Annotated in this window: 22 protein-coding genes and 4 tRNA genes; 11 read left to right on the top strand and 15 right to left on the bottom strand. The window is 59.2% G+C overall.

The annotated features are described in order from the left end of the window. Window positions 1-11 precede the first annotated feature (11 nt). The 4 genes from ACQUWM_RS00650 to ACQUWM_RS00635 are packed head-to-tail and all read left to right on the top strand — an operon-like array spanning window position 12 to window position 5,115. Window positions 12-1,316 carry an acyl-CoA dehydrogenase family protein gene (locus ACQUWM_RS00650; RefSeq protein WP_428920843.1) on the top strand — a complete coding sequence of 435 codons (1,305 nt, stop codon included), beginning with the start codon at window positions 12-14 and terminating at the stop codon, window positions 1,314-1,316. Between the two features lie 25 nt (window positions 1,317-1,341). Continuing rightward, on the top strand, window positions 1,342-2,553 hold the full coding sequence (locus ACQUWM_RS00645; RefSeq protein ID WP_428920842.1) for an acyl-CoA dehydrogenase family protein: 1,212 nt from the start codon (window positions 1,342-1,344) through the stop codon (window positions 2,551-2,553). A 40-nt stretch (window positions 2,554-2,593) separates the two neighbouring features. Further along, the gene (locus ACQUWM_RS00640) at window positions 2,594-3,601 is read left to right on the top strand and encodes a hypothetical protein (RefSeq protein ID WP_428920841.1); all 1,008 of its coding nucleotides are present in this window, start codon (window positions 2,594-2,596) and stop codon (window positions 3,599-3,601) included. A gap of 23 nt (window positions 3,602-3,624) precedes the next feature. Then, the gene (locus ACQUWM_RS00635; RefSeq protein WP_428920840.1) at window positions 3,625-5,115 is read left to right on the top strand and encodes an amidase; all 1,491 of its coding nucleotides are present in this window, start codon (window positions 3,625-3,627) and stop codon (window positions 5,113-5,115) included. Window positions 5,116-5,120: 5 nt separating this feature from the next. Here the strand turns inward: ACQUWM_RS00635 and oadA are convergent, their stop codons facing one another. The 6 genes from oadA to ACQUWM_RS00605 form a co-directional block, all read right to left on the bottom strand. Further along, a complete protein-coding gene (gene oadA / locus ACQUWM_RS00630) occupies window positions 5,121-6,917 on the bottom strand; it encodes a sodium-extruding oxaloacetate decarboxylase subunit alpha (RefSeq protein ID WP_428920839.1) in 1,797 nt (598 codons plus the stop codon). A gap of 22 nt (window positions 6,918-6,939) precedes the next feature. Next, window positions 6,940-8,361 carry an acetyl-CoA carboxylase biotin carboxylase subunit gene (locus ACQUWM_RS00625; RefSeq protein ID WP_428920838.1) on the bottom strand — a complete coding sequence of 474 codons (1,422 nt, stop codon included), beginning with the start codon at window positions 8,359-8,361 and terminating at the stop codon, window positions 6,940-6,942. A gap of 64 nt (window positions 8,362-8,425) precedes the next feature. Next, complete coding sequence (locus tag ACQUWM_RS00620) at window positions 8,426-9,019, bottom strand: CBS domain-containing protein (protein ID WP_428920837.1); 594 nt, start codon at window positions 9,017-9,019, stop codon at window positions 8,426-8,428. An 88-nt stretch (window positions 9,020-9,107) separates the two neighbouring features. Then, window positions 9,108-9,437 carry a hypothetical protein gene (locus tag ACQUWM_RS00615; protein ID WP_428920836.1) on the bottom strand — a complete coding sequence of 110 codons (330 nt, stop codon included), beginning with the start codon at window positions 9,435-9,437 and terminating at the stop codon, window positions 9,108-9,110. A 265-nt stretch (window positions 9,438-9,702) separates the two neighbouring features. After that, window positions 9,703-9,779: transfer RNA gene (locus tag ACQUWM_RS00610), tRNA-Met, on the bottom strand. Window positions 9,780-9,889: 110 nt separating this feature from the next. Next, window positions 9,890-11,233 (bottom strand): acetyl-CoA C-acetyltransferase, encoded by a 1,344-nt coding sequence (locus tag ACQUWM_RS00605; protein WP_407001006.1) that lies wholly within the window; start codon window positions 11,231-11,233, stop codon window positions 9,890-9,892. A 210-nt stretch (window positions 11,234-11,443) separates the two neighbouring features. On the opposite strand from ACQUWM_RS00605, the gene ACQUWM_RS00600 reads away from it, so the two are divergent. After that, entirely contained in the window at window positions 11,444-12,850 is a 1,407-nt protein-coding gene (locus ACQUWM_RS00600) for a 3-oxoacyl-ACP reductase (RefSeq protein ID WP_428920835.1), read from the top strand. 122 nt (window positions 12,851-12,972) lie between these two features. On the opposite strand, the gene ACQUWM_RS00595 is transcribed toward ACQUWM_RS00600, so the two are convergent. The 6 genes from ACQUWM_RS00595 to ACQUWM_RS00570 form a co-directional block, all read right to left on the bottom strand. Next, window positions 12,973-13,048 (bottom strand) — tRNA-Val (locus ACQUWM_RS00595). 23 nt (window positions 13,049-13,071) lie between these two features. After that, window positions 13,072-13,148, bottom strand: a tRNA-Asp gene (locus tag ACQUWM_RS00590). An 85-nt stretch (window positions 13,149-13,233) separates the two neighbouring features. After that, window positions 13,234-13,309: transfer RNA gene (locus tag ACQUWM_RS00585), tRNA-Val, on the bottom strand. A gap of 192 nt (window positions 13,310-13,501) precedes the next feature. Further along, entirely contained in the window at window positions 13,502-13,771 is a 270-nt protein-coding gene (locus ACQUWM_RS00580; RefSeq protein ID WP_428920834.1) for a hypothetical protein, read from the bottom strand. A gap of 107 nt (window positions 13,772-13,878) precedes the next feature. Next, entirely contained in the window at window positions 13,879-14,727 is an 849-nt protein-coding gene (locus ACQUWM_RS00575) for a DUF2846 domain-containing protein (protein WP_428920833.1), read from the bottom strand. A 67-nt stretch (window positions 14,728-14,794) separates the two neighbouring features. Continuing rightward, complete coding sequence (locus tag ACQUWM_RS00570; protein ID WP_428920832.1) at window positions 14,795-15,769, bottom strand: hypothetical protein; 975 nt, start codon at window positions 15,767-15,769, stop codon at window positions 14,795-14,797. A 160-nt stretch (window positions 15,770-15,929) separates the two neighbouring features. Between ACQUWM_RS00570 and purE the strand changes: the two genes are divergently transcribed. The 6 genes from purE to ACQUWM_RS00540 all read left to right on the top strand — a co-directional run bounded on the left by purE (window position 15,930) and on the right by ACQUWM_RS00540 (window position 23,197). Then, window positions 15,930-16,421, top strand: a complete 492-nt coding sequence (purE, locus tag ACQUWM_RS00565; protein ID WP_428920831.1) for a 5-(carboxyamino)imidazole ribonucleotide mutase — start codon at window positions 15,930-15,932, stop codon at window positions 16,419-16,421. Between the two features lie 104 nt (window positions 16,422-16,525). Then, on the top strand, window positions 16,526-17,644 hold the full coding sequence (locus tag ACQUWM_RS00560) for a 5-(carboxyamino)imidazole ribonucleotide synthase (protein ID WP_428920830.1): 1,119 nt from the start codon (window positions 16,526-16,528) through the stop codon (window positions 17,642-17,644). Between the two features lie 72 nt (window positions 17,645-17,716). Next, on the top strand, window positions 17,717-18,295 hold the full coding sequence (sodB, locus tag ACQUWM_RS00555; protein WP_406998893.1) for a superoxide dismutase [Fe]: 579 nt from the start codon (window positions 17,717-17,719) through the stop codon (window positions 18,293-18,295). A gap of 254 nt (window positions 18,296-18,549) precedes the next feature. Next, window positions 18,550-20,610: a putative bifunctional diguanylate cyclase/phosphodiesterase gene (locus ACQUWM_RS00550; protein ID WP_428920829.1), complete on the top strand. Its 2,061-nt coding sequence runs from the start codon at window positions 18,550-18,552 to the stop codon at window positions 20,608-20,610. A 56-nt stretch (window positions 20,611-20,666) separates the two neighbouring features. Next, entirely contained in the window at window positions 20,667-21,254 is a 588-nt protein-coding gene (locus ACQUWM_RS00545; protein ID WP_406998897.1) for a LemA family protein, read from the top strand. Window positions 21,255-21,265: 11 nt separating this feature from the next. Next, window positions 21,266-23,197 (top strand): M48 family metallopeptidase, encoded by a 1,932-nt coding sequence (locus tag ACQUWM_RS00540; RefSeq protein WP_428920828.1) that lies wholly within the window; start codon window positions 21,266-21,268, stop codon window positions 23,195-23,197. Between the two features lie 5 nt (window positions 23,198-23,202). Here the strand turns inward: ACQUWM_RS00540 and gspD are convergent, their stop codons facing one another. Genes gspD through gspN form a run of 3 tightly spaced genes read right to left on the bottom strand, consistent with a single transcriptional unit; the run spans window position 23,203 to window position 26,837 of the window. Then, window positions 23,203-25,158, bottom strand: coding sequence for a type II secretion system secretin GspD (gene gspD / locus ACQUWM_RS00535; RefSeq protein ID WP_428920827.1), 1,956 nt, complete (start codon window positions 25,156-25,158; stop codon window positions 23,203-23,205). A gap of 33 nt (window positions 25,159-25,191) precedes the next feature. Further along, entirely contained in the window at window positions 25,192-26,046 is an 855-nt protein-coding gene (locus ACQUWM_RS00530; protein ID WP_428920826.1) for a type II secretion system protein N, read from the bottom strand. Continuing rightward, complete coding sequence (gene gspN, locus ACQUWM_RS00525) at window positions 26,046-26,837, bottom strand: type II secretion system protein N (protein WP_428920825.1); 792 nt, start codon at window positions 26,835-26,837, stop codon at window positions 26,046-26,048. The genes ACQUWM_RS00530 and gspN overlap by 1 nt, the downstream gene beginning before the upstream one ends. Window positions 26,838-26,896: the final 59 nt, after the last annotated feature.

Below are 26,896 nucleotides of genomic sequence, written 5' to 3'. Positions count from 1 at the left end.
GGAGACTGACGATGACAAGGGATCCCATAGGACTTGCCCTGTCCATGATGAACCGCCTTGCAGCCAACCCGCTGCTGGACCGCTTTGGCCTGCGTACTACCACCGAGAGAACCGCCTATCACGGCACCCGGGTCGGTTTCCGTACCCTTGCTCTCGCTGGCCGTGAATTCAAACGGGTCTCCAACTGGCTGCCCAGGAAACGCCTGCCCGGCAAACCTGCACCTGCCCTGTTTGATCTTACGCTGGATGACGACCAACAGATGATCGTCGACAGCCTGCACCGCCTGGCGCGGGATACCCTGAAACCGGCCGCGGCGGATGCCGATGAGGCCGGAGCCCTGCCCGCCGATGTATTCGACGCTACAACAGAACTGGGATTGACCCTTTACGCCGTACCAACGGAATTTGGCGGCGTTGCCGAAACCCGGTCCCCCGTCACCAGCGTTCTGATCGCAGAACAACTGGCGTGGGGCGATATGGGGCTGGCGATTGCCCTGCTGGCGCCATTCAGTGTTGCCCAGGCCATTACCCGCTGGGGCACGGGCGAACAGCAGTCCCGGTACCTGCCAGCGTTTTGCGAGGAGCGCCCGCCGGTCGCCACCATCGCCATCGACGAGCCTAGGGCGCTGTTTGACCCGCTCAACCTGACCACCACGGCCGAAACCACAGACAGCGGATACCGGCTGAATGGCGAAAAAAACGGTGTCATCCTGGGTGCCCAGAGTGATCTGTTGCTGATCGCCGCTGCACTCAACGGCCGGCCGCGTCTGTTTATTGTGGAAGCCGGCACCCCGGGTATGACACACCAGGCCGCCCCCACCATGGGACTGCGGGCGGCCCAGCCGGTAACGCTCACCCTGAACAACGTTGAAGTGGCCACCGACGCGCTGCTGGGCGATGACGACTTTGATTACCAGGCTTTTCTGGACCTCGGTGCCCTGTTGCGCTGTGGCCTGGCCATCGGCACCTGCCAGGCCGTGCTGGATTACGTCATTCCTTACTGCAATGAGCGGGAAGCGTTTGGCGAACCCATCAGCCACCGTCAGTCGGTGGCATTCATGATCAGCAACCTGGCCATCGAGACAGACAGCATGCGCATGCTCGCCTGGCGTGCAGCCAGTCGCGCGGAAACCGGCCAGACTTTCCAGCGGGAGGCCAGCCTGGCCAGACTGCTGTGCGGTGAAAAAGCCATGGAAATCGGCACCAACGGCGTCCAGTTGCTCGGTGGCCATGGCTTCGTGAAAGAACACCCGGTTGAGCGCTGGTATCGCGACCTGCGCTCCGTCGCCACCCACACCGGCGGCGTCCACGCCTGAGCCTGAACAACACTGGAGTAGCACCATGAACCTGGAAATACCGAAAAAATTTACCCCGATTGTTCACCAGGCCCGGCAGGTCGCCCAGGAAGTCTTCCGCCCCATTTCCCGCAAATACGACCGGGCGGAACACGCCTACCCTAAGGAACTGGACATGTTTGCCTCCATTATGGACGGCATGAACGACGGCGCGCCGGATGGCGGCGCCGGCGCCGGCAAGCTGGCGCGCTCCGGTGACAACGGTGGCGGATCGGGCAATCGCAATGGCACTAATATGAAAACCGTACTGGGATTGACGGAACTGTGCTGGGGCGATGTCGGCCTGGCCTTATCCATCCCGCGCCAGGGGCTGGGCAATTCCGCCATCGCCGCCGTTGCCAGCGAACAACAACTGGCGCGGCTGGGCGACACCTGGGCGGCCATGGCCATTACCGAACCCGGAGCCGGGTCCGACTCCGCCGCCATCCGCACCACGGCCAGGGAGGATGGCGACCACTACGTGATCAATGGTGAGAAAATCTACGTGACCGCCGGCGAGCGGGCCAACGCCGTCGTGGTCTGGGCCAGCCTTGATCGCAACAAGGGGCGGGCCGCCATCAAATCCTTCGTGGTTGAGAAAGGCACCCCCGGCATGACCGTTGAGCGTCTGGAGAAGAAGCTGGGCATCCGCGCTTCCGATACCGCCGCCATCCGCTTCGAAAACTGTCGGGTACCGAAGGAAAACCTGCTGGGGGATCCGGAAATCAGCGTCGACAAGGGGTTTGCCGGCGCCATGCAGACTTTTGACAACACCCGCCCGGTGGTGGCCGGTATGGCCATTGGCGTGGCCCGCGCCGCGCTCGAGCGCACCCGGGATATAGTGGAACGGACTGGCATCGACCTCAGCTACAGCTCCCAGACCTGGACCCAGCCCGCCGTAACACGCGAGCTTCACCTGCTCGAAGCAGAACTGGAGGCCGCCCGGTTGCTCACCCTGCGGGCCGCCTGGATGGCTGACAACGGCCTGCCCAACTCCAAAGAAGCTTCGATGGCAAAGGCCAAGGCCGGACGCGTAGGCAACACCATTACCCTACGCTGCGTGGAACTGTGTAGCAGCCTGGGCTATGGCGAAACCGAACTGCTTGAGAAATGGGCCCGTGACTCAAAAATTCTCGATATTTTCGAGGGCACCCAGCAAATTCAGCTGCTGATCATCGCCCGCCGGTTGCTCGGGAAGTCGTCCGCAGAGTTGAAATAGGCTAACCTGTGTGAAAATTCACAGGAATTCAGGCACCTGAATGCTGAAAATCAACCGGGAAAATCTCAAGACCAGTCACCAGACGATCTGGCTCATCATCGACTTCCTGATGCTGGGCCTGCTTATCGCCAACCTGTCCCTGATCATTTTTGATTCCGTCTACGCCTTCAGCGCCATTGAAGGCTTTTTCGCGGAACATACGCCAGGATTTCATGGCCTTTACGAGCCGATCCACGAAAACTTCCTGTTCTATGACCTGATCTTCGTCAGCATCTTTCTCACCGAATTCTTCCTTCGCTGGGGATACGCAGTGAAGGCCAGTGTTTACGACCGCTGGTATTTCTACCCCTTCATCCACTGGTATGACCTGGTAGGTTGTATCCCGGTCGGCAGCTTCCGCTTCCTGCGGATCCTGCGGGTTATCTCTATTGTTTACCGGCTGCATCAGTACAAGATTATCGACGTCACCAGCATGCGCGTGTACCAGTTCGTGAACTTCTACTATGAGGCCTTCATGGAAGAGCTGTCGGACCGCATCGTGCTCAAGGTGTTGTCCGGCGTGCAACAGGAGGTAAAGCGAGGTTCGCCGCTGTTTGAACGCATCCAGCACGACATCGTCTATCCGCGAAAGGACATGCTGACGGACTGGATTTCACAACGGGTGGCCCAGGCAGCCCAGGAAGGTTATGTACCCAACCGCGGGGCGCTGCGAAGCTATCTGGAAGACCGGGTGGACAGCGCCCTCAAACAAAACCTTGAACTGTCACGGCTAAAGTACCTGCCGGTGGTGGGCCCCACCATCCAGGAAACCCTCGAAGAAGCGGTAGGCGATATCGTGGCCAACGTTATTCACCAGATCCTCGAGGACCTGGCGTCTGCGTCCAACCACGCCTTCATTGAAGACATCGTCAACGTGTTCATGCCTGATCCGGACGACGCCCGGGCAGAATCCGTCGCAAACGAAGCACTGATCAACCTGATCCTGGAAATCCTGGATGCGGTCAAGACCCAGGTGCGAGTCAAACACTGGCGCGAAGAATTGCCATAACAACAGCAAAAGAGTCGAGATCCATGCCTTCATCACAACAGGCCCTGCACTACCGGCCAGCTCATGAGCTTGTACAGGAACTCAACAACGGTACACTCACCAGCGAAGCCGTAACACAACATTTTCTGGACCAGGTCCGGCATCACAACGACACCATCAATGCCGTGGTTACCCTGGACGAACAACAGGCGCTGAAGAAAGCCCGGGCGGCGGATGACAAACGCGCATCCGGCGCCAGCCTCGGCCCGCTGCACGGCCTGCCCCTGACCCTGAAGGACACCTGGGAAGTGGCGGGAATGACCTGCACCGCGGGCGCGCCGGCACTGCGGGAACATCAGCCACAACACCATGCCGATGTGGTCCAGCGCCTTGAGGACGCTGGCGCCATCATTATCGGCAAGACCAACGTCCCTATCTACGCCACCGATCTGCAGAGCTACAACAAACTGTTTGGCGTGACCAACAACCCCTTTAACCGCGATCACACCCCCGGCGGTTCATCCGGTGGCGCCGCCGCGGCGCTGGCCGCCGGCATGACCCCGCTGGAGGTGGGCAGCGACCTGGCGGGCTCGATCCGCACGCCAGCCCACTTCTGCGGGGTATTCGGTCACAAACCGTCCAGGGCGCTGGTGTCCTTTCGCGGCCATATTCCGGGGCCGCCCGGCACACAGTCCCGCCCGGACCTGGCCGAAGGGGGTCCGCTGGCCCGCACCGCCAGGGATCTGCAACTGTTGCTGAGCGTCATCGCCGGCCCCACGCCACTCGAAACCCGCAGCTGGTCGGTGAACATGGCGCCCGCCGCCTTTTCATCCCTGGACCAGGCCCGCGTTGGCCTTTGGCTGGAAGATCCGCTTTGCCCGGTGGAGGAAGAGCTGACCAACGGTTACCGCACCCTGGGGCGGGAACTCGAACAACGGGGCGCCCTGGTTGCACAGGCCCGGCACCCCCTGCTCAACCTGGAACATATCCTGCCGCCCTACTTCAACTTGCTGGGCAGCCTGTTGAGTACGTCCCTCAAGCCCGCCCAGCGGCGGCAGATGCTCTGGGTGGCGCGCCTGGAAAAGTGGCTGAAATTACTGGGCCCACTCACCCCGTTTATCGGCGAATACGGGCGAGGCGTGAACCAGCCAGTCCACCAGTGGATAGCGGTGAGTGAAACGCGGGAGAAAATGCGCGCAGAGATAGACACCCTGTTCGAGGAATTTGACGTGCTGCTCACGCCGGTCACCCCCACCACGGCGATACCCCATGATCACAGTCACCCGGTGTTCAAGCGCCGCATCTCCGTCGCTGGTCAGCCCAGGGCCTATATGGACCAGTTCTGCTGGATTGCCTTCGCCACGCTCCTCGGCCTGCCTGCCACATCGGTGCCTGTTGGCCGCAGCAAGGACGGACTGCCGTTCAACGTGCAGGTGATTGGCGCCCCGGGGAAAGACCTGACCACGCTCCGTTTTGCGGAACTGCTGGAGCAGGAAGGTCTGGCGGGTTTTACCCCGCCCCCGGGTTTTGAGTAGGCACCCTACTCGATCTCGATCAGCACCTCGCCGGGAACCACTCGGTCGCCCTTGGCAATAAAGACTTCCGAGACCTTGCCGGAAACCGTCGCCTTGACCTCGGTTTCCATTTTCATGGCTTCGATCACCAGTACCGGATCGCCGGCACTGACGGTATCTCCCGGCTGTACCAGCACGTCCACGATGTTGCCCGGCATGGTTGTGGTGACCTGCCCCTCGCGGGAGGCGTTGGCCCGCCGTTTTTTCGGAGAGCCTTCGGAAACGTCACCGACGGATTCCAGGTGAATTTCCTCCGGCATGCCGTCCACGGTCATGAAGAAGCGCCGTTCGGTTTCATTGACCGGGTTGGCTCCAGTCACATGGATGTCATAGGTTTCCCCGTGCACGGTGATACGGAACTCGCTGGACACGCCACCGGCGGACTGCGCCGTCGGTTTCGGCTCCAGGGGTTCCGGTTTCAGCGTGCCGTCCTGACGCTGCTGGAGGAAGCTGCGCCCCTGATCCGGGAACATGGCATAGGTCAGAACGTCTTCGTCGGACGCCGCAAGCTGGCCTATATCGTTCTTTAACGTGGCCAGTTCATGGGGAATGTGGTCTGCGGGGCGATCATCAATCAGCTCCTCCTGGCCCACCGCACGGCGCTGCAGCTGGGCGTTGACCGGCGCCGGCGCCTTGCCATACCAGCCCTGCAGGTATTTCTTCACTTCATTGGTGATGGTGTCGTAGCGCTTGTCGGACAACACATTGAACACCGCCTGGGTACCGACGATCTGGGAAGTGGGGGTAACCAACGGCGGATAGCCAAGATCTTCCCGCACCCTGGGGATCTCCTGGAACACGTCACGAATACGCTCCAGTGCGCCTTGCTCCTTGAGCTGGTTGGCCAGGTTCGACATCATCCCGCCAGGCACCTGGGACAACAGTACGGAGGTATCAACGCCGTTATAGGCGCTCTCGAACTGATGGTATTTGCCGCGCACGTCGCGGAAATGGTTGTTGGCCTTCTCCAGCAACGCCAGATCCAGCCCGGTCTCATAGCCCGCATCGTGCAGCGCCGCCACCAGGGATTCGGTGGGCGGATGGCTGGTGCCACCGGCAAAGGCGGACAACGCCGTGTCGATATGATCGACCCCCGCCTCGACTGCCGCCCACTGACACATCTGCGACATGCCGGAGGTAGTGTGGGAATGCAGGAACACCGGCACCGTGAACTGCTGTTTGAGTTGCCCTACCAGATCCGCCGTGGCCGCCGGTGTCAGCAGTCCGGCCATGTCCTTGATGGCAATACTGTCGACGCCCAGATCCACCATGGCTTTGGCCTGCTCCAGGTAGGTGTCGGTGTTATGCACCGGGCTGACGGTGTAACACAGGGTACCCTGGGCGTGTTTACCGGCCTGTTTGACGGCACGGATGCTGGTTTCCAGATTGCGCACATCGTTGAGGGCATCGAAGATCCTGAACACGTCTATGCCGTTTTCGGCGGCTTTCGCCACAAAAGCTTCCACCACATCATCACCGTAGTGACGATACCCCAGCAGGTTCTGACCGCGCAGCAGCATCTGCAGGCGGGTATTGGGCAGAGCCTGGCGCAGGGTGCGCAGGCGTTCCCAGGGGTCTTCCTTGAGGAACCGCACACAGGCGTCGAAAGTAGCGCCACCCCAGCATTCCAGTGACCAGTAACCGGCCTGGTCCAGCCATTCGCAGGCCGGCAGCATATCCTCCGTACGCAGGCGGGTGGCAATCAGGGACTGATGGGCGTCCCGCAGGATAACGTCGGTAATATGAATCTTGCGTTTACTCATGAACGTTCTCTCCAATATTCAGTTACAGGCCCGCCTGGGAGGCAATAGCGGCCGCAATCGCGGCGGCAACGGATTCAGGGCGGGTCTTGGAGCTGTATTCCAGCAGTTGCGGGTTGCGTTCCACGAAACCGGTGTTAAAACGGGCCGCCCGGAAATCCGGGTGGTCCAGGATCTGCTGGTAATAGGGAATGGTGGTCTGCACACCGTAAATGGCCATGTCCGACAGCGCCCGATGGGAACGCTCAATCAGTTCTGGCCAGTCGCGGGCCCAGACGATCAGCTTGGCGCACATGGAATCGTAGTACGGTGGAATCTCGTAGCCGCTGTACATGGCGGCGTCGGTCCGCACCCCGGGGCCACCGGCGGAGTAATAGCGGCTGATACGTCCGAAGCTCGGCAGGAACCCGTTTTTCGGATCTTCCGCATTGATACGGAACTGGGCCGCAAAGCCACGGTGGCTGATGTCTTTCTGGCTCAGCCCCAGCGGCTCCCCGGCGGCGATGCGAATCTGGGACTTGATGATATCAATGCCGGTGATTTCCTCGGTGATGGTGTGCTCCACCTGCACCCGGGTATTCATCTCCATGAAATAGAAGCTGCCGTCATGATCCAGCAGGAACTCCACCGTGCCGGCATTGACGTAACCGCATTCCCGGGCCACGCGCACCGCCAGTTGTCCGATGTACTCACGCTGTTCGTCGTTCAGCTGGGGTGACGGTGCCACCTCAATCAGCTTCTGGTTACGCCGCTGGATCGAACAGTCCCGTTCATAGAGATGAACCACGGAGCCCTGGCTGTCCGCGAGAATCTGCACTTCGATGTGACGGGGCTCGATGATGCATTTCTCCAGAAACACCTCGGCACTGCCAAAGGCTTTGGTGGCCTCCGAGATAACCCGCTCGTAATTCTGGCGCAGTTCCTTCTCATTATCGCAGCGGCGAATCCCCCGGCCACCGCCTCCGGACGTGGCTTTCAGCATCACCGGATAGCCGATGGCGGCGGCCTGGTTCACCGCGTCTTCCACATCGGATAAATTGCCATCCGAACCGGGCGTTACCGGAACGCCGGCCGCCAACGCCGTTTGCCGTGCCCGGGTTTTGTCACCCATGGCAGCAATGGACTCGGCGGATGGTCCCACAAACGTGATACCGCGCTGCCGGCAGATTGCCGCCAGCTCGGCGTTCTCGGACAGAAAACCGTAACCGGGATGCAGGGCATCACATCCGGTTTCTACCGCCAGGTTCACGATGTGGTGCGGGTTCAGATAGCCCGCGAGCGGATCACTGCCGATGCGATGGGACTCATCGGCCTTCTTGACGTGCAAGGCGTAACGATCCGCCTCGGAAAAAATAGCCACCGAACGGATGCCCAACTCCTTGCAGGCCCGGGCAATCCTGACGGCGATCTCCCCACGATTGGCAATCAGCAATTTGCTTATGGCCATTGGGTACCTCCTGTAGTGCATGAAACGGCGCCGCGATCACGCGGCGCCGCCGGTGAACAGGCCTTCAGAACCGTCCCTGCACGGCGTTGACGATCTCCGAGAACGACGTAGCACGGGGCTTCAGATCCAGCGAAATCCGCGAACGGGCGGCAAGGTCTGCCGCCAGAACCATGCCCCGGAGCGCCGCTCTGCCCTCCTGGTCATCATCCATAATCAACAGACAGGGTTTGTGGGTCTTATCAAATGTTGACACCAGTTCGCCCACCGACGCCTCTATCAGGTCGCGGTAGTGAATGGCGGGCAAGTCGTTTATCCGAATCATGATGTCCTGGACCAGGATATCGCTTACAGCGACGCCCCGACGAGCGGCGAGCCCCAGCGGCACCTCACCGTTAAGGACATCCAGGCTGATAACCCCAACATAGTCGCCCTCCGCATTCACCACCAGCTTGATCGCGGTATCCGCCTGGTTCATTCTCGACCGGGCATCGGGAACGCTCAGCTGCGAATCCATGACCGGCGGTTTCCGGGTCAGGAAATCCGTCAGCAAATGGATTGCAGAATCTTGGACATCCAGATTCAACGAGGGTTCGAGACCATGAATGGAATAGGTGCCATTGAGGCTGCGCAGGCGCAGGGACTGAAATTGGTTGCTCATAATGGACGTTCTCACGTTAATTCTTGCAGGCACACGCAGCAGGTCCTCAACCGAGGATCATCAAATACTGGCGTGTATGGAAGCGGAATCAGGTGAGTGCGGGTGGCGCCTGGGGCAGTACCGGGTAGCTGACAATACGGATGCGCCGGACAACGCCCACGCCCATCCCGACCAGCAATGACGTTGCGTCAACAGGTGCGTCTGAGGAGGATTGGGGCGTGGCGGAATACGGATCATCGCCGGAAGGATTGTCACCGCTGTCCACCAGGAACGATGGGGAGCTGTCCCCGAGCTGGTCAACCAGGCCTTCGTGGAAGGCGGGCGCGCTCCAGGACGCCGACCACAGCGTAAAGCCCGTCATCAGCAGGAGGCAAAGCCCCAGCTGTAACAGTCCCTTATAACGTGTGGTCGATGACATAGAGATATCCGGTTTTGATATTAATCAGAGCGCTTTTAGTTTTAACACATTCCCGGAGGGCGCCGAAAGAAGAATTCTTATCATGCAAATTAAATAAAACACATGATGCAGACGAGCTGGGGAGAGGATCTGACGGTAAGAATGTGGTCAGAAAGAAGCGACAACGCTAGCAGATAGCAATGTTAGTGCAGGGAGATTATGAGAGCGACTCAAAAGCCCCCTTCAGAAACAAGAAAAGCCGGTCAAAGACCGGCTTTTCTTAATATGGTAGCGGGGGCTGGATTCGAACCAACGACCTTCGGGTTATGAGCCCGACGAGCTACCAGACTGCTCCACCCCGCATCAAACTGGTTGTTTACCGGGGAACCCCCGATCAACGAGGTGCGCATGATAAGGGTCGGACCCGCGTCTGTCAAAGGGAAAGTTCAGTTTTTCCCTTTGGAGCCCAAAACTTATCGCTCGAGGATCGCCGTCACACCCTGACCACCTGCAGCGCAGATGGAAATCAGGCCACGGCCGCTGCCTTTCTGTTCCAGCAGCTTCGCCAGGGTAGCGACGATACGGCCACCGGTGGCGGCAAACGGGTGCCCCGTTGCCAGGCTACTGCCCTTGATGTTCATCTTGCTGCGATCGATGCTGCCCAGCGGCTTGTCGAGGCCCAGACGGTCCTTGCAGAAAGCGGGGTCTTCCCAGGCTTTCAGGGTCGACAGAACCTGAGCGGCAAACGCCTCGTGAATTTCGTAAAAATCGAAATCCTGCAGGGTCAGCCCTGCCTTTTCCAGCATCCGGGGCACGGCGTAGGCCGGGGCCATCAGCAGGCCTTCTTTCTTGTCCACGAAATCCACGGCGGCCACTTCGGAGAAGGTCAGGTAGGCCTGCACTTCCATGTTATTGGCCTTGGCCCACTCTTCGCTGGCCAGTAGCACACAGGAGGCGCCATCGGTCAGGGCGGTGCTGTTGGCGGCAGTCATGGTGCCGTTTTCACGGTCAAAGCAAGGCTTCAGGGTCGCCAGCTTCTCCAGCGTGGTGTCCGGACGCAGGATATTGTCCTTGTCGAGACCCGCCAGCGGGGTGATCAGGTCATCAAAGAAACCTTCTTCATAGGCCTTGGCCAGCTTCTGATGGCTATCAAAGGTCAACTGATCCTGCTCATCGCGGGGAATCTTCCACTCGTGAGCCGTCACCTGGCAGTGATCGCCCATGGACATACCCGTGCGAGGCTCACCATTTTCCGGAATTTCCGGCACCAGATGGCCCGGGCGGAAACGACCCAGAATCTTCAGGCGGTCCTTGGTGGTTTTGGCGCGGTTGAGGTCGAGAAGAATTTCACGCAACCCCTCACCTACTCCAATCGGCGCGTCAGACGTAGTGTCTGTGCCTCCGGCGATGCCGCATTCAATCTGTCCCAGTGCAATCTTGTTAGCCACCAGGATGGCAGCCTCCAGACCGGTGCCACACGCCTGCTGGACATCATAGGCGGAAGTTTCGGGTGCCAGGCCGGAGCTGAGCACGGATTCACGGGTCAGGTTGAAATCGCGGGAATGCTTGATCACCGCACCGGCAACCACCTCCCCCATACGCTGGCCCTGCAGGCCAAAACGGTCCACCAGCCCCCGCAGCGCGGACGTCAGCAGCTCTTGGTTGCTGATTTTGCTGTAGGCGGTGTTGGAGCGTGCAAACGGAACCCGGTTACCACCGATAATCGCAACGCGGCGAACGCCGGCCGGCGCGTTGGTTTTTGGCTTGCGCGGGGCCGATGTGGTTTTCTTCTGTGTGGTTTTCTGTGCCTGTGCCATGATGTGATCCTGTATTAACGTGTGTATCCATTGCGGAGCAGTCTAGCGCTAACGGGGTCTGGCTCATTGGCATGCCTGACAATCCGGTCAGGGCATTGAGTCAATCCAAATGCCGCCTGAATCCTTAACCTGTACAACGACTCAAAACCATTGCTCACGGTGAATCCGATTGCATGGCCACCGTTGAACACACTATGAAGGAACGCTCTTATGTCTGACATCTACCTCAAATTCGTCAACACGCCGGTGGGCAAAACTGCGGCCCAATCCCTTGGCTTGCCGTCCCCGGTTCCCCTCAATCGCTGGAAGCGCAGCGACCAGCCATTCATCGAAGGCAATGTATTGGTCGGCGCCGCCAGTGGCGCCAAGGCCATCAGCGCCATCGGCAGCGTGCTGGGAGCCAGCGCTGCCAAGGTGCATCATGCGGATGGTTCGGATACTTTGAAGGATTCCGCCAAGGCTGGCAACAAGGCCCAGCCCCTGAATGTCGGCGGCGAAATCAATGAAAAATTCTCGGCCCTGGTGTTTGATGCCACGGGCATGAAATCGCCTGACGATCTGCGCGCGCTGTACGATTTCTACCATCCGACCATCAAGAAACTCGGCGGCAACGCCCGCGTACTGGTCATTGGCCAGGACCCCGCCACCTGCCGTAAACCGGCCCAGGCCGCTGCACAGCAGGCGCTTGAAGGCTTCGTTCGCGCCGTCGGCAAGGAAATCGGCAAGAAAGGGGCGACCGCAAACCTGCTGTGGATGGCTCCAGGTGCGGACAAACAACTGGATTCCAGCATCCGCTTCTTCATGTCTGCCCGCTCGGCCTATGTCTCCGGCCAGGTGGCCCGCATCGGCAAGAGCACCGCGGCCCCGGCCACCAATCCGGTTGCTCCGCTGTCCGGTAAAGTTGCCCTGGTCACCGGCGCTTCCCGTGGTATCGGCGCGTCCATTGCTGAAACCCTGGCCCGGGACGGAGCCACCGTGATTGGCCTGGATATTCCGCCAGCCATGGAAGAGCTGCAGAAAGTCACCGACGCCATCAAGGGCAAGGCCCTGGCCTGTGACATTACCGATGCTGGCGCACCAAAGCTGATTGCCGATTTCGCGGAAGAGCATTTTGGCGGCATCGATCTGGTCGTCCACAACGCCGGTATCACCCGCGACAAAACCCTGGGCAATATGCCGGAGCACTTCTGGGACATGACCATCGCGGTAAACCTCACCGCCGAAGAACTGATCGATGAAGAGCTGATGCATCGCGAGCTTCTGCGCGAGAATGGCCGTATCGTGTGCATCTCTTCCATCAGCGGCATCGCCGGCAACTTCGGCCAGACCAACTACTCCACGGCCAAGTCCGGCGTGATCGGTTATGTCGAAGCCATGGCAAAGCAGCTGAAGAACGGCATCACCATTAATGCCATCGCGCCTGGCTTTATTGAGACGCAAATGACAGCCGCCATGCCCCTGACCATCCGAGAAGCGGGCCGTCGCATGAACAGCCTGTCCCAGGGCGGCCAGCCGGTCGACGTGGCCGAGGCCATCGCGTGGTATTGCAACCCTGGCTCGAACGGCGTGAACGGGAACGTTGTACGGGTGTGTGGACAGTCGTTGATTGGTAAGTAACGCCAGTGCGTGGTGTCGGATTACGGCCCTCCGGGCCTAATCCGACCTACAAACCACACAGGCACGCAAAAATACCGACAGCCTGACGGCTCGGTTTGCGATAGGACTTCTAGGGGAGAAAATGGTGGGTGGTACTGGGATCGAACCAGTGACCCTCGCCTTGTAAGGGCGATGCTCTCCCAGCTGAGCTAACCACCCGGGAATAAACCAAGAAATAAAAGTGGCGGAGCGGACGGGACTCGAACCCGCGACCCCCGGCGTGACAGGCCGGTATTCTAACCAACTGAACTACCGCTCCGCATCAATTCCAGCCTTTCGGCCCTGAGACCTGTAAAGGTGAAACCTGAAACCGGATGGGGTGATCCGGTGATGCTGCGTGAAAATGGTGGGTGGTACTGGGATCGAACCAGTGACCCTCGCCTTGTAAGGGCGATGCTCTCCCAGCTGAGCTAACCACCCAACTTTCACACTTTCAAACCATCGTCTCTCAACGATTCACTCGCCGCTTTCGCGGCTTGCCAAGTCAGCTGTGCTGTCTCGATCAAGTGAGTGGCGCATTTTAAGCATTTGCCCGGCGGTGTCAAATATTTTCCGAAAATTTTCCAAAAAAAGTGGCAACCCGTTAAAAAACGGGCATTTTATGATCAGATACTATGGTGATGGCTTGTGCTTTTTCTGGCCGTCCACTGACTTCAGCGTCGGTCCCTTCTGACCGGCATTCCGGGCTTTCCTTTGCAGCGACAGTTCACTGACCCGCAGCTTGCGGTCCCCCGGAAGCGCCCTTTCTGCCAGCGTGCGGTTAAGGTGGTCCAGGCGCTGCCTGAACTCTTCTATTCGCTTGCCTGTAGCCTGCACAACCGCAGGTACAAACTCATTGGAAAACCGGCTCATACCGTGCCGCAGCGAATCCTTCAATGACATAGTCCTTTACCCTGTGCATGTGACTAACCCAAGTGTAGTAATGCCGCCAGAGTTCTACAATTGTGAAACTGCTCACACTTTACGTCGCTTTGGCCAATCCGGCCGACTCAGAAAATCCACCAGCCTCCGGATGATTCCGCTTCTTCTTTACGCCTACGCTCTTCTTCCAATGCGGCGTATTCCCGCTCCAGCTCGCGGATTTTCCGGTCACTCTCCAGCGGCACAGCAGGGCCACCGCCAAACGGCCAGAACCAGGAGGGCGAATGGTACTTTCCCTCTTCTTTCATACGCTCGATTTCCAGCTCCCTTTCCTCTTCCAGCAGCACCATCCGACGCTCGAAATCAACGTCCTCATTTTCTTCCACAATGGACGCTGCGGCGTGATTGGGGGCCAGCAAATCACTGTTAAGGAAACGGGTGGACACCAGCTCTGTCGCCTGCATGGCATACGCCCGGCTGACCAGTTGCAGGTCACCCTGGGCCAGCGGATGCTCAGGGTCGAGATCCGGGGCCGGGCGCTCCGGCTCGGCCAGTTCGTTATAGCGTAGGTAATAAATGCGGCCGGGCTCCACCTTCAATGTGGCATCCGCAATCAGGCTCAGGCTGAAAGAGTTCAGCCCCTCCAGCCCCAGCAGTGGTCGGCGCATCGCGATGTGGCGTTCCCCCGGACTGACTTCCAGCCAGGTGAAGCTGTTATTGCGGATGTTGAAATAGTGCGTGTCATCCACGTAGACGCTGGGGGCCTCGATCTCATCCGCCGCCCATTGGGAATGGGTGCGATAGAAATAGATCAGCGCGTTGTCCTGATTCCACTGATCGTTCGCGATATGAACAAAATCGTGGCCGGACACCGGGTGCAGAAAGGATCCAACGCTTTTGCCAATGGACTGATAAACGGTACAGCCGGAAACCAGTACCAGCATCGACAAAAGCATCATGGGTAATCGGGTTTTCATTGTTATTCACTCTTCGTCCTTTGCGAGTGCCCCGATCATAGCAACAGCAAAACGGCAGAACTGAGAGCTACCGCAAGGTCTCGCTCCGCAGCTCATCCACCTGCTCGGACAGGCGCACCAGCCGGGACGTCAGCTGGGAGCGGGAGGAATCGATGGACTCAACCGTGCGTTTCAAGGTTCCCAGCTCAGAACGGACAGCCTTCACATCACTACCGTTGGCCAGCTTCCCGACATCTTTCTCCAGCGCCCCGATGCGACCTTCCAGACCATCAATACCCAATTTCTGTTCCCGCTCGAATCGCTGAATACGGCGATCCACAACCTGGTCCACCCCGTCCAGCGCGGAATTCAACTCTGTCAGCCGCTTATCGGCCTGCTCCGTAGACTCCTTCAGGCTGACAATCTGCTGCCCCAGCTCCTTGCGCAACGACGCCACCTCACCGGACAGGGACGACTCCAGCTCATCCACAGAAGCCGCCAATTGCTCACGGGCAGACACTTCGTCTTCCACGTCACCGGCCAGCGAATCCAGGCGGGTGGCATGCTCATCCAGGCGTTTTTTATTGCGCTCGTTTGCTATGGCCCAGAGCTTGCGGATTTCGCTGTCCGCCGTATCCAGGCGCTCCTCCTGATCCGCCAGGGTCTGCTCGATGGACTGGCCTTTCTCCTCCAGGTTTTCCCCGGTTTCGGACAGATCACCCTCGAACCGCGCCAACGCAAGCTTACTCTGCCGCGCCCAGTAATCCGCGTCCTCCAGCTGCCCTTCCAGGGCCTCGATCTGCTTCGCCTGACTGAACCAGCCGCCCCCGGCAACTACCGTCAGCACTACCAGCGCGACCCACAATCCGGCCTGGCCGCCTCGTCCGTTGCCACCACCGTTGGACTTCGGGGCTTTCGAGCCTGACTCCCCGCCCTTACCGCCACCCGCGTCTTTTGCTGCAGCCTTTTTCGGCTTCTCCCCAGACTCGGGCTTTCTCGGCGCACCACTGCGAATACGGGACTCAGCCCTCAGTTCATCGTCATCTGGACGGATCGGTTCCATTACAACTCCCGGAATTATGGACGGTTCAGGTAATAAGGCTCGATAATACCCGCACTGGCGGAATCATTAAAATGGCGGCGAAACAATAAAGCACGGTTTGCATGCTTATTAGGCAAAACATACAATGGCCGGCTTTCCAACATACACAGGACTGTTGCATATGCAGCCGCTTGTAGGTCTCATCATGGGCTCCAAATCGGATTGGCCCACCATGGAACACGCCGCCAACATGCTCGACAAACTCGGCGTCGCCTATGAAACCCGGGTCGTTTCCGCCCACCGCACACCGGATCTGCTGTTCGATTATGCGAAAACCGCCTCCGACCGGGGCCTGAAGGTCATCATCGCCGGTGCTGGCGGGGCCGCGCACCTACCGGGCATGGTTGCCTCCCAGACATCGCTGCCGGTACTGGGGGTGCCTGTTCAGTCCAAAGCCCTTAACGGCCTCGATTCCCTGCTATCCATTGTCCAGATGCCCGGCGGCATTGCCGTTGGTACACTGGCGATTGGCAAGGCCGGCGCAACCAATGCCGGCCTGCTGGCGGCGCAGATTGTGGGAACGTCCGATGATGGCGTGCGTAAAGCCGTCGATGAGTTCCGTGCGAATCAGACTCAGACGGTTCTGGATAATCCCGATCCAAGGGATCAGTAAGCCTGTCACGGAGTAAAGCGAGTTAAAGCGGAGTTCTTTATGAAGACCTCCCCACCCTGCTCCGCCACCAAGACAAATGGCCATATGATGCCAGGAGAACACAGATGAGAATTGGTGTACTAGGCGCCGGCCAACTGGGACGCATGCTGGCCCTGGCCGGTTACCCACTGGCCAAGACGTTTGTATTCTACGACATGTCCGGCAGCCCCAGCGCCGGGCTCGGTGAAGTCATCATCGACCGGGAAGGCGAGTACCTGGACGACTTCCTCTCCCGCGTTGACCGGGTCACCTACGAATTCGAACACCTGCCGGTTGAGGTGGCCGAAAAAATCGCCGCCCACAAAACCGTGCACCCCAGCCCTCGCGCACTGCAGGTCTGCCAGAACCGCGAAGCCGAGAAAACCCTCTTCGGCGAACTTGGCATCCCCACTCCGGAATGGAAAATCGCAGACAGCGCCGAATCCCTGCAGGCCGCTGCCGAGGAACTGGGCTGCCCCGTCGTTGCCAAATCCAATACCGAAGGCTATGACGGCAAAGGCCAGGCCGTACTCAAAAGCCCGGAAGAAGCTGCCGCTGCCTGGAAGTCCATCGGCCACCCACGCCTGATCGTGGAAAAGTTTGTCGACTTCCGCCGGGAAGTCTCCATCATCGCCGTACGCGGCGAAGACGGAGAGCTTGCCTTCTACCCCATTGCCGAGAACACCCACCACGAGGGCATCCTGCGCTACTCCATCGCCCCCGCGCCCGGCCTGGAGAAACACATTCAGGACGATGCCGAACGCTACATCAAGGCACTGTTGAACGAACTGGACTATGTCGGCGTACTGACACTGGAACTGTTTGAGACCGCCACCGGCCTGGTCGCCAACGAAATGGCCCCAAGGGTTCACAATTCCGGCCACTGGACTATTGAAGGCGCCATGACCAGCCAGTTCGAAAACCACATCCGGGCGGTCAGCGGGCATCCGCTGGGCAATGTCGCGCCCCGGGGCGTGAGCTGCATGATCAACATCATCGGCGAGCATGGAGACATTGAACGTATTCTGGAACTGCCTTACGCTCATGTTCACCTCTACAATAAAGGAGAACGTCCGGGCCGGAAGCTTGGTCACGTGAACGTCCTGGCAGACAGTTACGAAGAACTGGTCTGGCGGGTGAAGAACTGCGCACAGTTTCTGCCCGGCAGCCCCGAGTTTAAAAGTTCTTTAACACCAAAGGGTTGATATAACTCAAAGCAGCCCTATATTCCATAAGTGTCATTCACATAAACAGAGAGAACCAGGGAGAACGACCTCATGGCATTTGAACTTCCCGCACTACCGTACGAAAAGAACGCACTCGAACCGCACATCTCTCAGGAAACCCTCGAGTACCATTACGGCAAGCACCACAACACCTACGTAACCAAGCTGAACGGCCTGGTTGAAGGTACGGATAACGCCAACAAGTCGCTCGAAGACATCATCAAGAGCGCCAGCGGCCCGCTGTTCAATAACGCCGCCCAGGTTTGGAACCATACCTTCTACTGGAACTGCCTGAGCCCGAACGGCGGCGGTGAGCCGACCGGTGCAGCGGCCGATGCCATCAACAATGCATTTGGCTCTTTCGAAGAATTCAAGAAAGAGTTCAACGACAAAGCCGCCAACAACTTCGGCTCCGGCTGGACCTGGCTGGTGAAGAAGGCCGACGGCAGTGTTGCCATCGTCAACACCAGCAACGCGGAAACGCCGCTGACCGGCGCCGACAAGCCGGTTCTGACCGTTGACGTCTGGGAGCACGCGTACTACATCGATTACCGCAATTCCCGCCCGAACTATCTGGAAGCTTTCTGGAAGCTGGTGAACTGGGATTTTGTGAACGAAAACCTGGCATAACATCGCCCGGAATGTCTTGCAGAGCCTGCTCTGCACGAAAAACGCCCGCTGATCAGCGGGCGTTTTTTTGTGTACGATCTACATTAACCTTACAAATTGAAACACCCGTACGCTGAAAACTTTGGAACAATTGCCGATACTGAACGCAGTGGCGCCAATTTGAACCATACTGAATAATAACAAACAGCTTTCGATTCGCCCCCACGGCAAGACTTTAGAGCTAATCCTGACGTAACGGATGAAAATGAGCCTTCATGCAGAACACCTTTGAGGTAGAACATCGCCTGAGTTACCGGGTACTGCGCTGGGTATTGGGCGTCGCCCTGATCAGCGGCATCATCATCAGTGCCATCCAGGTTGCCCTCGATGCTGGTCGGGTGTCCCGATCTCTGGATGAACATGCTACCCAGACCATCGCCCTCGTTCGGGATGCCGCGACCCAGGCCGTGTTCAGCATTGACAGCGAACTCGCCCAGCAAGTGGTTGACGGCCTGTTCGAACAGGAGGCCATTCATCAGGCCAGCATTACCCACCCGGACGGAGAGCCCCTCGGTTCCGGCAACCGCCCGTTGCGACAAGGCCCGTTCCGCCCGATCACCGCTTCCATCTTCAGCCCGGAACGGGAATACCGGGAGGCGCTGTCACGCCCCAGCAACCCCGGCACCGTTTACGGTTACCTGGAGGTTCACTACGATACCGCCCACGCCGCGCGCACCTGGCTTGAGCGCACTGCTGTCACCTTTGTCTCCGGTATCGCCACGGCCATCATTCTCGGCATGGCCCTGTATGTGGTTTTTCATCTACTGCTGACACGGCCATTGCTCCGCATTGTCCACTCCGTCAAGCAGGTCAATCCCGAGCACCCGGATGACCGGCTGCTGTCACTGCCTCAGGGCCACCAGACCGATGAACTCGGCCTCTGGGTCAACGCCACCAATAACCTGCTGGTCTCCATCGGCGATACCCAGAAGCGCCACCTTGAGGCGGAAGACCGGGTCAACCGGCTATCCCGCTATGATCAACTCACAGGCCTGCCCAGCCGCGACACCTTCATGGAGCTATTAAAAGCAAACATTGAAGAATCAGCCGCCAGGAAAAGCTCCCTTTCCCTGATGGTCTGCGGCATCGACGATTTCAAATCCGTCAATGAACAGTGCGGATTCAGTACCGGTGACCAGATCCTGCAAATCATTGCGGACCGCCTGATGCAGCGATTGGGCAGCCACCGCTTCACTGTCGCCAGACTGGGAAGCGATCAGTTCGCCGTGGTGGAAAAAGGCCTGCGGGACGGATACCAGGCCGCCGATACCGCCGAGCTGGTCCTTGATTGTATCAACCAGCTCATGAACTTTGACGACCAGACCGTCGCCATAACCGCCACCCTCGGCATCGCACTCTTTCCCAATGACGCCACCAAGGCCGACCGGCTGCTGCAATGCGCAGAGCAAACCATGGCCCTGGCCAAACAGGGAGGCAACAACCACTTCCAGTTCTACGTTGCCAGCATTGACCGGGAAATCCGTGAACGCAAACAGCTGGAGAAAGACCTTTCCAGCGCCCTGGCCAACCACCAGTTCCATCTGGTCTATCAACCCCAGGTCAACCTGGATAACCGCCGGGTCATCGGGGCGGAGGCACTGCTTCGCTGGGAACACCCAGTCAGGGGGCTGGTGCCACCGGATCACTTTATTCCCATCGCCGAGACCAACGGCGCCATTGTCGAGATCGGTCAATGGGTTCTCGACCAGGCTTGCTGGCAGGCGGCTCGCTGGGCGGCCGATGGCATGCCACTGAGAATTGCCGTCAACCTGTCGGCGGTTCAGTTACGCCAGGACTGCATTGTTGATGATATCCTCAGCACCCTGAAACGACATAACATCCCGGCAGGACGCCTGGAACTGGAAGTGACCGAAACCAGTTTCATGACCAACCTCGAAGACGCCGTGGCGAAACTGCACCGGTTAAACAAGGCGGGCATCAGCATTGCGGTGGACGACTTCGGCACCGGTTATTCTTCGCTGACCTACCTCAAGCGCATGCCGGTCCAGCACCTGAAAATCGACAAACAGTTCATCCGTGACCTGCTGGTGAACGAAGAAGACACCCGCATCGCCAACACCATCATCGACCTGGGGCGCAGCCTGAACCTCTCCGTGGTCGCCGAAGGGGTCGAAACCGCGGAACAGGAATATTACCTGACCCAACGCGGCTGCAAGCTGGCTCAGGGTTATTTCTTCAGCAAGCCATTGTTACCTCGCGATTTTGAGACCTTCGTGGCTGGCTTTCACAAGAAAATAGTAGAAAATAACGCCTGATCTCCCGGCACCACATTCCGGAATCCAAATCGCCCTGCCCGTTTCAAGGAGTTGTCATGGGAACCACCATTATTGGCTTAATCGTTATTGCGGTTGCTGTTTTTTATCTGGTCTACATCTACAACCAGCTGGTGTCTCTCCGTAACCAGTTCAAGAACGGCTTCGCCCAGATTGATGTACAACTCCAGCGCCGCCATGACCTGATCCCTAACCTGGTGGAATCGACCAAAGCCTACATGGCCCATGAACGCAATACGCTGACGGCGGTTATGGAAGCCCGCAACAACGCCGTCAGCGCCCAGAGGGATGCCGCCAGTGAACCCGGCGAAAGCACCAAAATGCAGCGGTTGGGGTCGGCGGAGAACCTGCTCACAAAAGCCCTTGCCAATTTCTACGCCGTCGCTGAAAACTACCCGGAGCTGAAAGCCAACGAAACGGTACAGCAACTGATGGAAGAACTGTCCAGCACGGAAAACCGGGTCGCATTCGCACGCCAGGCCTACAACGACGGCGTGATGGGCTACAATATTTTCCGCGAGAAATTCCCCAATAACGTGATCGCCGGCCTGTTCGCCTTCAAGCCCACGTCCCAGCTTGAGCTGGAGACTCCGGAGGCCCGCCAGGCACCCAGAGTGGCCTTCTGAGGCCATAAATCATGGCTCATCAAGGCTTCTTCCAGCGCCAGGCCAATGCCCGGCGCAATACCACGCTGCTGGTCGTCCTGTTTCTTGCCGCCGTAATCCTGATCACCCTCGGGGTCTGCCTTGTAGGGTATCTGGTGACCCGCAGTGAATCCTCCGGCCTGGCATTCCACCACTGGCTGTTGAGCCAGCATGGCGCGATGACAGCTGCCGCCGTTGTCCTCCTGATTGTACTCGGGTCACTGGTCCGCTGGCTTGACCTGGCCGGGGGCGGTGAACGGGTAGCCAACATGGTCGGCGCACGGGAAATTGCCCCCGACACCGGGGACGCCGAAGAGCGCAAGTTACGCAATATAGTCGAGGAAATGGCCATCGCCAGCGGGGTTACGGTTCCCCGGTTGTATGTGATGGACCAGGAGACCGGTATCAATGCCTTTGTCGCCGGTTATACGCCGGGGGAAGCGGTAATGGTGGTGACCCACGGAGCCCTCACCCACCTGACGCGGGACGAACTGCAGGGCGTGGTGGGGCATGAGTTCAGCCACATCCTGAATGGTGATATGCGACTGAACGTACGGCTGATTGCCATTCTGGCGGGCATCCTGATGCTGGGTCAGATCGGCGGCTTCATGCTACGCGCCGGGTTCTACCGCTCGCATTCGTCGCGCACCTCGAGAGACGGCCGGGGGCAGGCAATCCTTGGCCTGATCGGGCTCGCACTGCTGGTGATCGGGTATATCGGAGTCTTCTTCGGACGGCTGATTCAGGCTGCGGTGTCCCGGCAACGGGAAACCCTCGCGGATGCCTCATCGGTCCAGTTCACCCGCAATCCGGAAGGTATCGCCGGGGCGCTGTTCAAGATCGGCCTGAAGGGTGGCTACCTGGACACCACCAGTCACGCCAGTGACATGAATCACATGTGTTTCGGGGAAAGCGCCCGCATGAAGCTGTCATCCCTGCTGGCATCGCACCCGCCGGTGGAGGATCGCATACAGGCAATCCAGCCGGGCATGCTGGCGCGCCTGCGAAGCCGGCTCAGGGATACGGAAGCCTCTCTGGATCTGTCCTCTGGCCGGGAAACGCCCCGCTCCGCCAACGCGTCTGGCTTTGCCAGTACGCAGTACAGCACGGAGAAACCGGCGGCCGGATTCTCCGGCAGCGTGGGCACCGTGACCCGCGCCGGCGAAGACTATGCCATCGCCCTGCTGGCACAGATCCCCCAAACCTTTCGCAACCTGCTCTACACCCGCGCCGGCGCTGTACAGCTCTGCTACGCCCTGCTGATTCACACCCTGCCCCGCAACGAGCAGGATGACGCTCTGGCGCAGATTACCCGGCACCCGCTACTAAGCCCCCAACGGGACATACTGGACAAGTTCCTTCCCGCCCTCGAAAGCCAGGGAACGGCCATCCGTTTCCCGGCGCTGGAACTGGCCATGCCGGCATTACGAAAACTCGATCCGGAAGAAAGAAACAGACTTCATACCGCGGTGCGGCAACTGATTGGCGCCGACCGAAAGGTCACTCTGTTCGAACTGGCCATGAGCAGCTTCCTGAAGCGCCACCTGACGCCTGAATCCGCACGGGTGGTACCGGTACGATACCGCAACTACAAAGCCGTGCTACCGGCCCTGAAGTGCCTTATGAGCCTGCAAGCCAGGGCTGGCGCCCGGATCGGGGACGAAGCGGAGAATCTGTACCGGGAAGCCATGGCAGGATTCGCCAGCGGCGAGGAGGCGGGAACCCTGCAAACGAGGGTATCGCTGAAAGAGCTTCAACAGGCACTGACGACTCTGAACCAGCTCTCCCCTCTGCTGAAGCCGGCCATCATCGATGCCGCCGGCCACTGTGTAACCCACGATGGGCGGGTGGATGTCACGGAATATGAAATGATGAGGCTGGTGGCGGATCAGTTGGATTGCCCGATGCCGCCACTGCCAGCCTGATCAGGTTACTGGATGCGATCCGGGCCGGGGTTGAACAGGGTATCGATCTCGGGCCGCTGATCCGGCTCAGGCAGCCCCAGCTTCTTGCGCACACCCAGGTTCACTTCCCACAGGCCGTTGTACTTCTCGGATGTCATAGCCACGGAGTCAGCCTTGTCCAGCAGGATCTTCGGGCGCAGGAACACCAGCAGGTTGCGCTTGATACGGCGTTCGGACTCCGAGGAGAACAACCGGCCAATGAACGGAATATCGCCCAACAGGGGCACCTTGCTGCGGTTGATCTGCAGGTCGTCCTTCATCAGACCACCGAGCACGATGGTTTCGCCATCATCCGCCAGCACCGTGGTTTTGATCTCACGCTTGCTGGTTACAATGTCCGAGGCATCCTCGACACTTTCCGCGATATTCTCGGTGGTCTGCTCCACCACCAGCCGTACCAGCCCATCAGCGCTAATGGTCGGCGTGACTTTCAGGGTCAAACCGATGTCGCGGCGCTCTATGGTCGTGAAGGGGTTGGTGGTGCCATCACCAGTCACGGTGGATTGACCGGTACGGAAGGGCACGTTCTGGCCGACAATAATCTCTGATTCCTGGTTGTCCAGGGTGATGATACTGGGCGTAGACAACAGGTTCGCCGCAGCGGAGGTCGACAACGCCTGCAACAGCACGCCCCAGCTCAGACCGTCCTCGTCCCGTTGGCCCGCACCCACAGTGATGCCTCCCGTAGCAGGCGCAATAAGGGACTCGTTAATGATCGCGCCCAGCACATCGCCCAGGCTCTGACCGACGTTGCCGAAGTTGGTACCAGCAACCGGCGTCGACTCGCCAGACTCGTCCCCCACTGCAACCTGAACGCCAAGGTCCTGACCCAGCTCGTCACTGATTTCAACAATGGCCGCCTCAATCATGACCTGGGCCCGGCGCACATCCAGCTGCGCCACAATCTGTTCCGCCTCCTGCATCATGGAAGGTTCACCCCGGACGACCAGGGCATTCAGCCCTTCATCGGCAAACACGGAAAAGCCGGTATTGCGACGCGACCCATTCTGGGAGGCGCCAGAGCCTCCCCCGGCTGCTTCCTGGGCAAGCTCCCCCATGACACCTTTGAGCAGTTCGGACAGGTCTGCGGCATCGGCATGCTTCAGGCGTATAACTTTCGTGGCTCCCCCACTGGCGGAAGGCTGGTCAAGCTTTAGGATCAACCCCCGCATTTTGTTCCGGAAAGTTTCATCACCCCGAAGAATCAATCGATTGCTGCGTTCATCGGCGGTCACGCTATACTTTCGGGCCGCACGTTCACCACCCGCTTGCCCCAGTTCGTCGGGCGCCAGTTCCTGAAGCAGCTCCACCATGTCGCCGACCCAGGCCTCTTCCAGCTGAATGACTTCCACTTCGTACTTGGAGGGGCTGTCCAGCTCGCTGACAATCTGCTCGATACGGCGAATGTTGGCCGAGTGATCGCTGACGATCAGGGCGTTAGCCGCTGCCACACCGGCCAGATGGCCATACTTGGCAACCAGAGGCCGCAGGATCGGCACCAACTCCAAAGCGTTGGCGTTATCAATCTGGATGACCCGGGTGATCAGTTGTTCGGAAGGAGTTTCCGTAAAGCGGTCCAGGGACTCCGCCGACTGCTTGGCGTCCACCTGCTGTACCACCTTGATCACTTCTTCCCCCGGAATGGCCGTAAAGCCGTGGACTTGCAGCACCGCCAGGAACAAGTCGTAGATTTCATCCTTGTTCATCGGAGCGCTGGAGAGCACCGTCACCTTACCCTTGACCCTGGGGTCCACTACAAAGCTGTAGCCGGTGATGTCTGCCACCTGGGTCACAAACGCACGGATGTCCGCATCTTTCAGGTTCAGTCTCCAGGTTTCATCCTGTCCATAGGCAAGAGACATCAGAGGCATCAGGAGGACCAATACCATGGCCCGAAACAGATTCGTCTTATGGTTATACATCTGGCGATTTCGTCCTGTTATCGATGAACCCGGTCAGCGCCACTGCTCGGGTATGGCATAGCTCACGGTCAGGGTGGAACCGTCCCGTTCAATTTCGATTTCCAGCTGGGGCTCCGTGCGCCAGCTGTCCAACAACGACTTGTCCTGCTCAATATCACCCAGGCGCTGCCCGTTGACGGCGGTAATCACGTCACCGGCCCTCAGGTTAACGGCATTGAGCATGGCATTGGAACCGTCGTACACATATCCCCCCGAACCCGAACCATCCGTCGGTGAGAGCCCGTAGGCGGCCAGCGCGGCCGCGCCCTGGCTGTCCAGCTGGTCCCGGGCGTCGGCAAGAAACTGGTCGGGCGATTCTGCCGGCTCCTGCGGTTCATCCGCAACCAGCGCATCTCCGCCGGTCTGTTCGTCGAAAGCGAGAGACTCATACCGACCATTGCGACGGATCAGGATACGCCCGGGTTCCACTTCCACCAATTCGGCATTCCCCGGAAGCGCATCCCCCACCCGGTAATGTTCGGTTTCGCCATTACTTCCAGCAACTATAGCACCTGAGTCCTCTGGGCGCTCCGCCAGCAGCACCCCTTCCAGACGCAATTTCAGCCCGGTTTCAGGAGCCGACCGGCGAACCACCTCCGCCACCCGGTTTTCACCCTGGGGGCGGCCAAACAGTTCGTAATTGGAAATGGGCGTATCCATAGACGCATTGCCCCTGCCTGGACTACCCGCTTCCACCCCGGCGCTTGCAACAAACGGCTGTTCGTCCCACAGCACCAGCCAGGTCACCCGCGCCAGCGTCACCGCGAGATAGACCACCAGCAGCAGCAGTAAAAGGTTCGCCAGCCACCGTGCGATACGCGCCTGCCCCTGAAACGATAGCGCCGCCATCAGAACCCTCCGGGCAGCAACGGCTGCCGGACACGGAACACCACATCATCCGGCTGGGCCGAGCCCGACCAGGGCTGATCCGCCAGATCGACCATGCGCTTGTAGACCCGCAATTCCATGGTGCCGTTCCACTGGATATTGGCTTCCGCCGCTGGCCCATCACCGCCCTGCTCCAATACCGTCAGGGCAATGCCATTGTTGGTGGTGTCCAGGTTCGCCTTCATGGGCGGGAACTCGGCCTGGCCCGTCTGATTCCCCATTGGCCAGGTCACCAGGCCGCCATCCCAGCGGCCGTAGCCGCGGGCATCGGCCAGGCGATTGTCTTCCCAGGCAACCCGGAGGCGATCGATGGTGACGTCTCCCTCGATCATAGCGCCGCCACTCTGGCGGATCAGGGCTTCAAACTCCGCCACGGTCACATAGCCACGGGCATCCAGACTCAGATTGCCCGGCCAGACGACAACGACATCACCGCTCAATTGCGATTGTGACGTGGCAATGGACACCGCCAGCGGCCATTGCAGGGAGGAAACCGAAGGCCAGCCCAGTTCCCAACCAGCACGAACCGGATAACCGGCAACCACCATATCTGCAGCGCCACGCCAGACCGTACCGGAAACCTGCTGCACCTGAACCTGGGGAGGCAGTGTGAGATGGGGTGAGGCCTGATGCCAGATCCAACCAGCCGGTACCCATACAATCAACGCCACCAAATAGACAAGCAATCCAGCCAGCAGAAGCAAAAAGACCTTGCCGGGACGGAGAAAAGATTTTGCTGCAGATTCAGTCATTCAGCGACACATTAAAAATGAACCGGTTGCCGAGTCTAGCAAAGGGAATATGGCAGGTC

Origin of the sequence: Marinobacter sp. DUT-3, from assembly GCF_050379435.1 — a bacterium.
Lineage (GTDB): Bacteria > Pseudomonadota > Gammaproteobacteria > Pseudomonadales > Oleiphilaceae > Marinobacter.
Note: the sequence above shows the minus strand (reverse complement) of the source record. Positions and strands in the feature narration are given on the sequence as shown.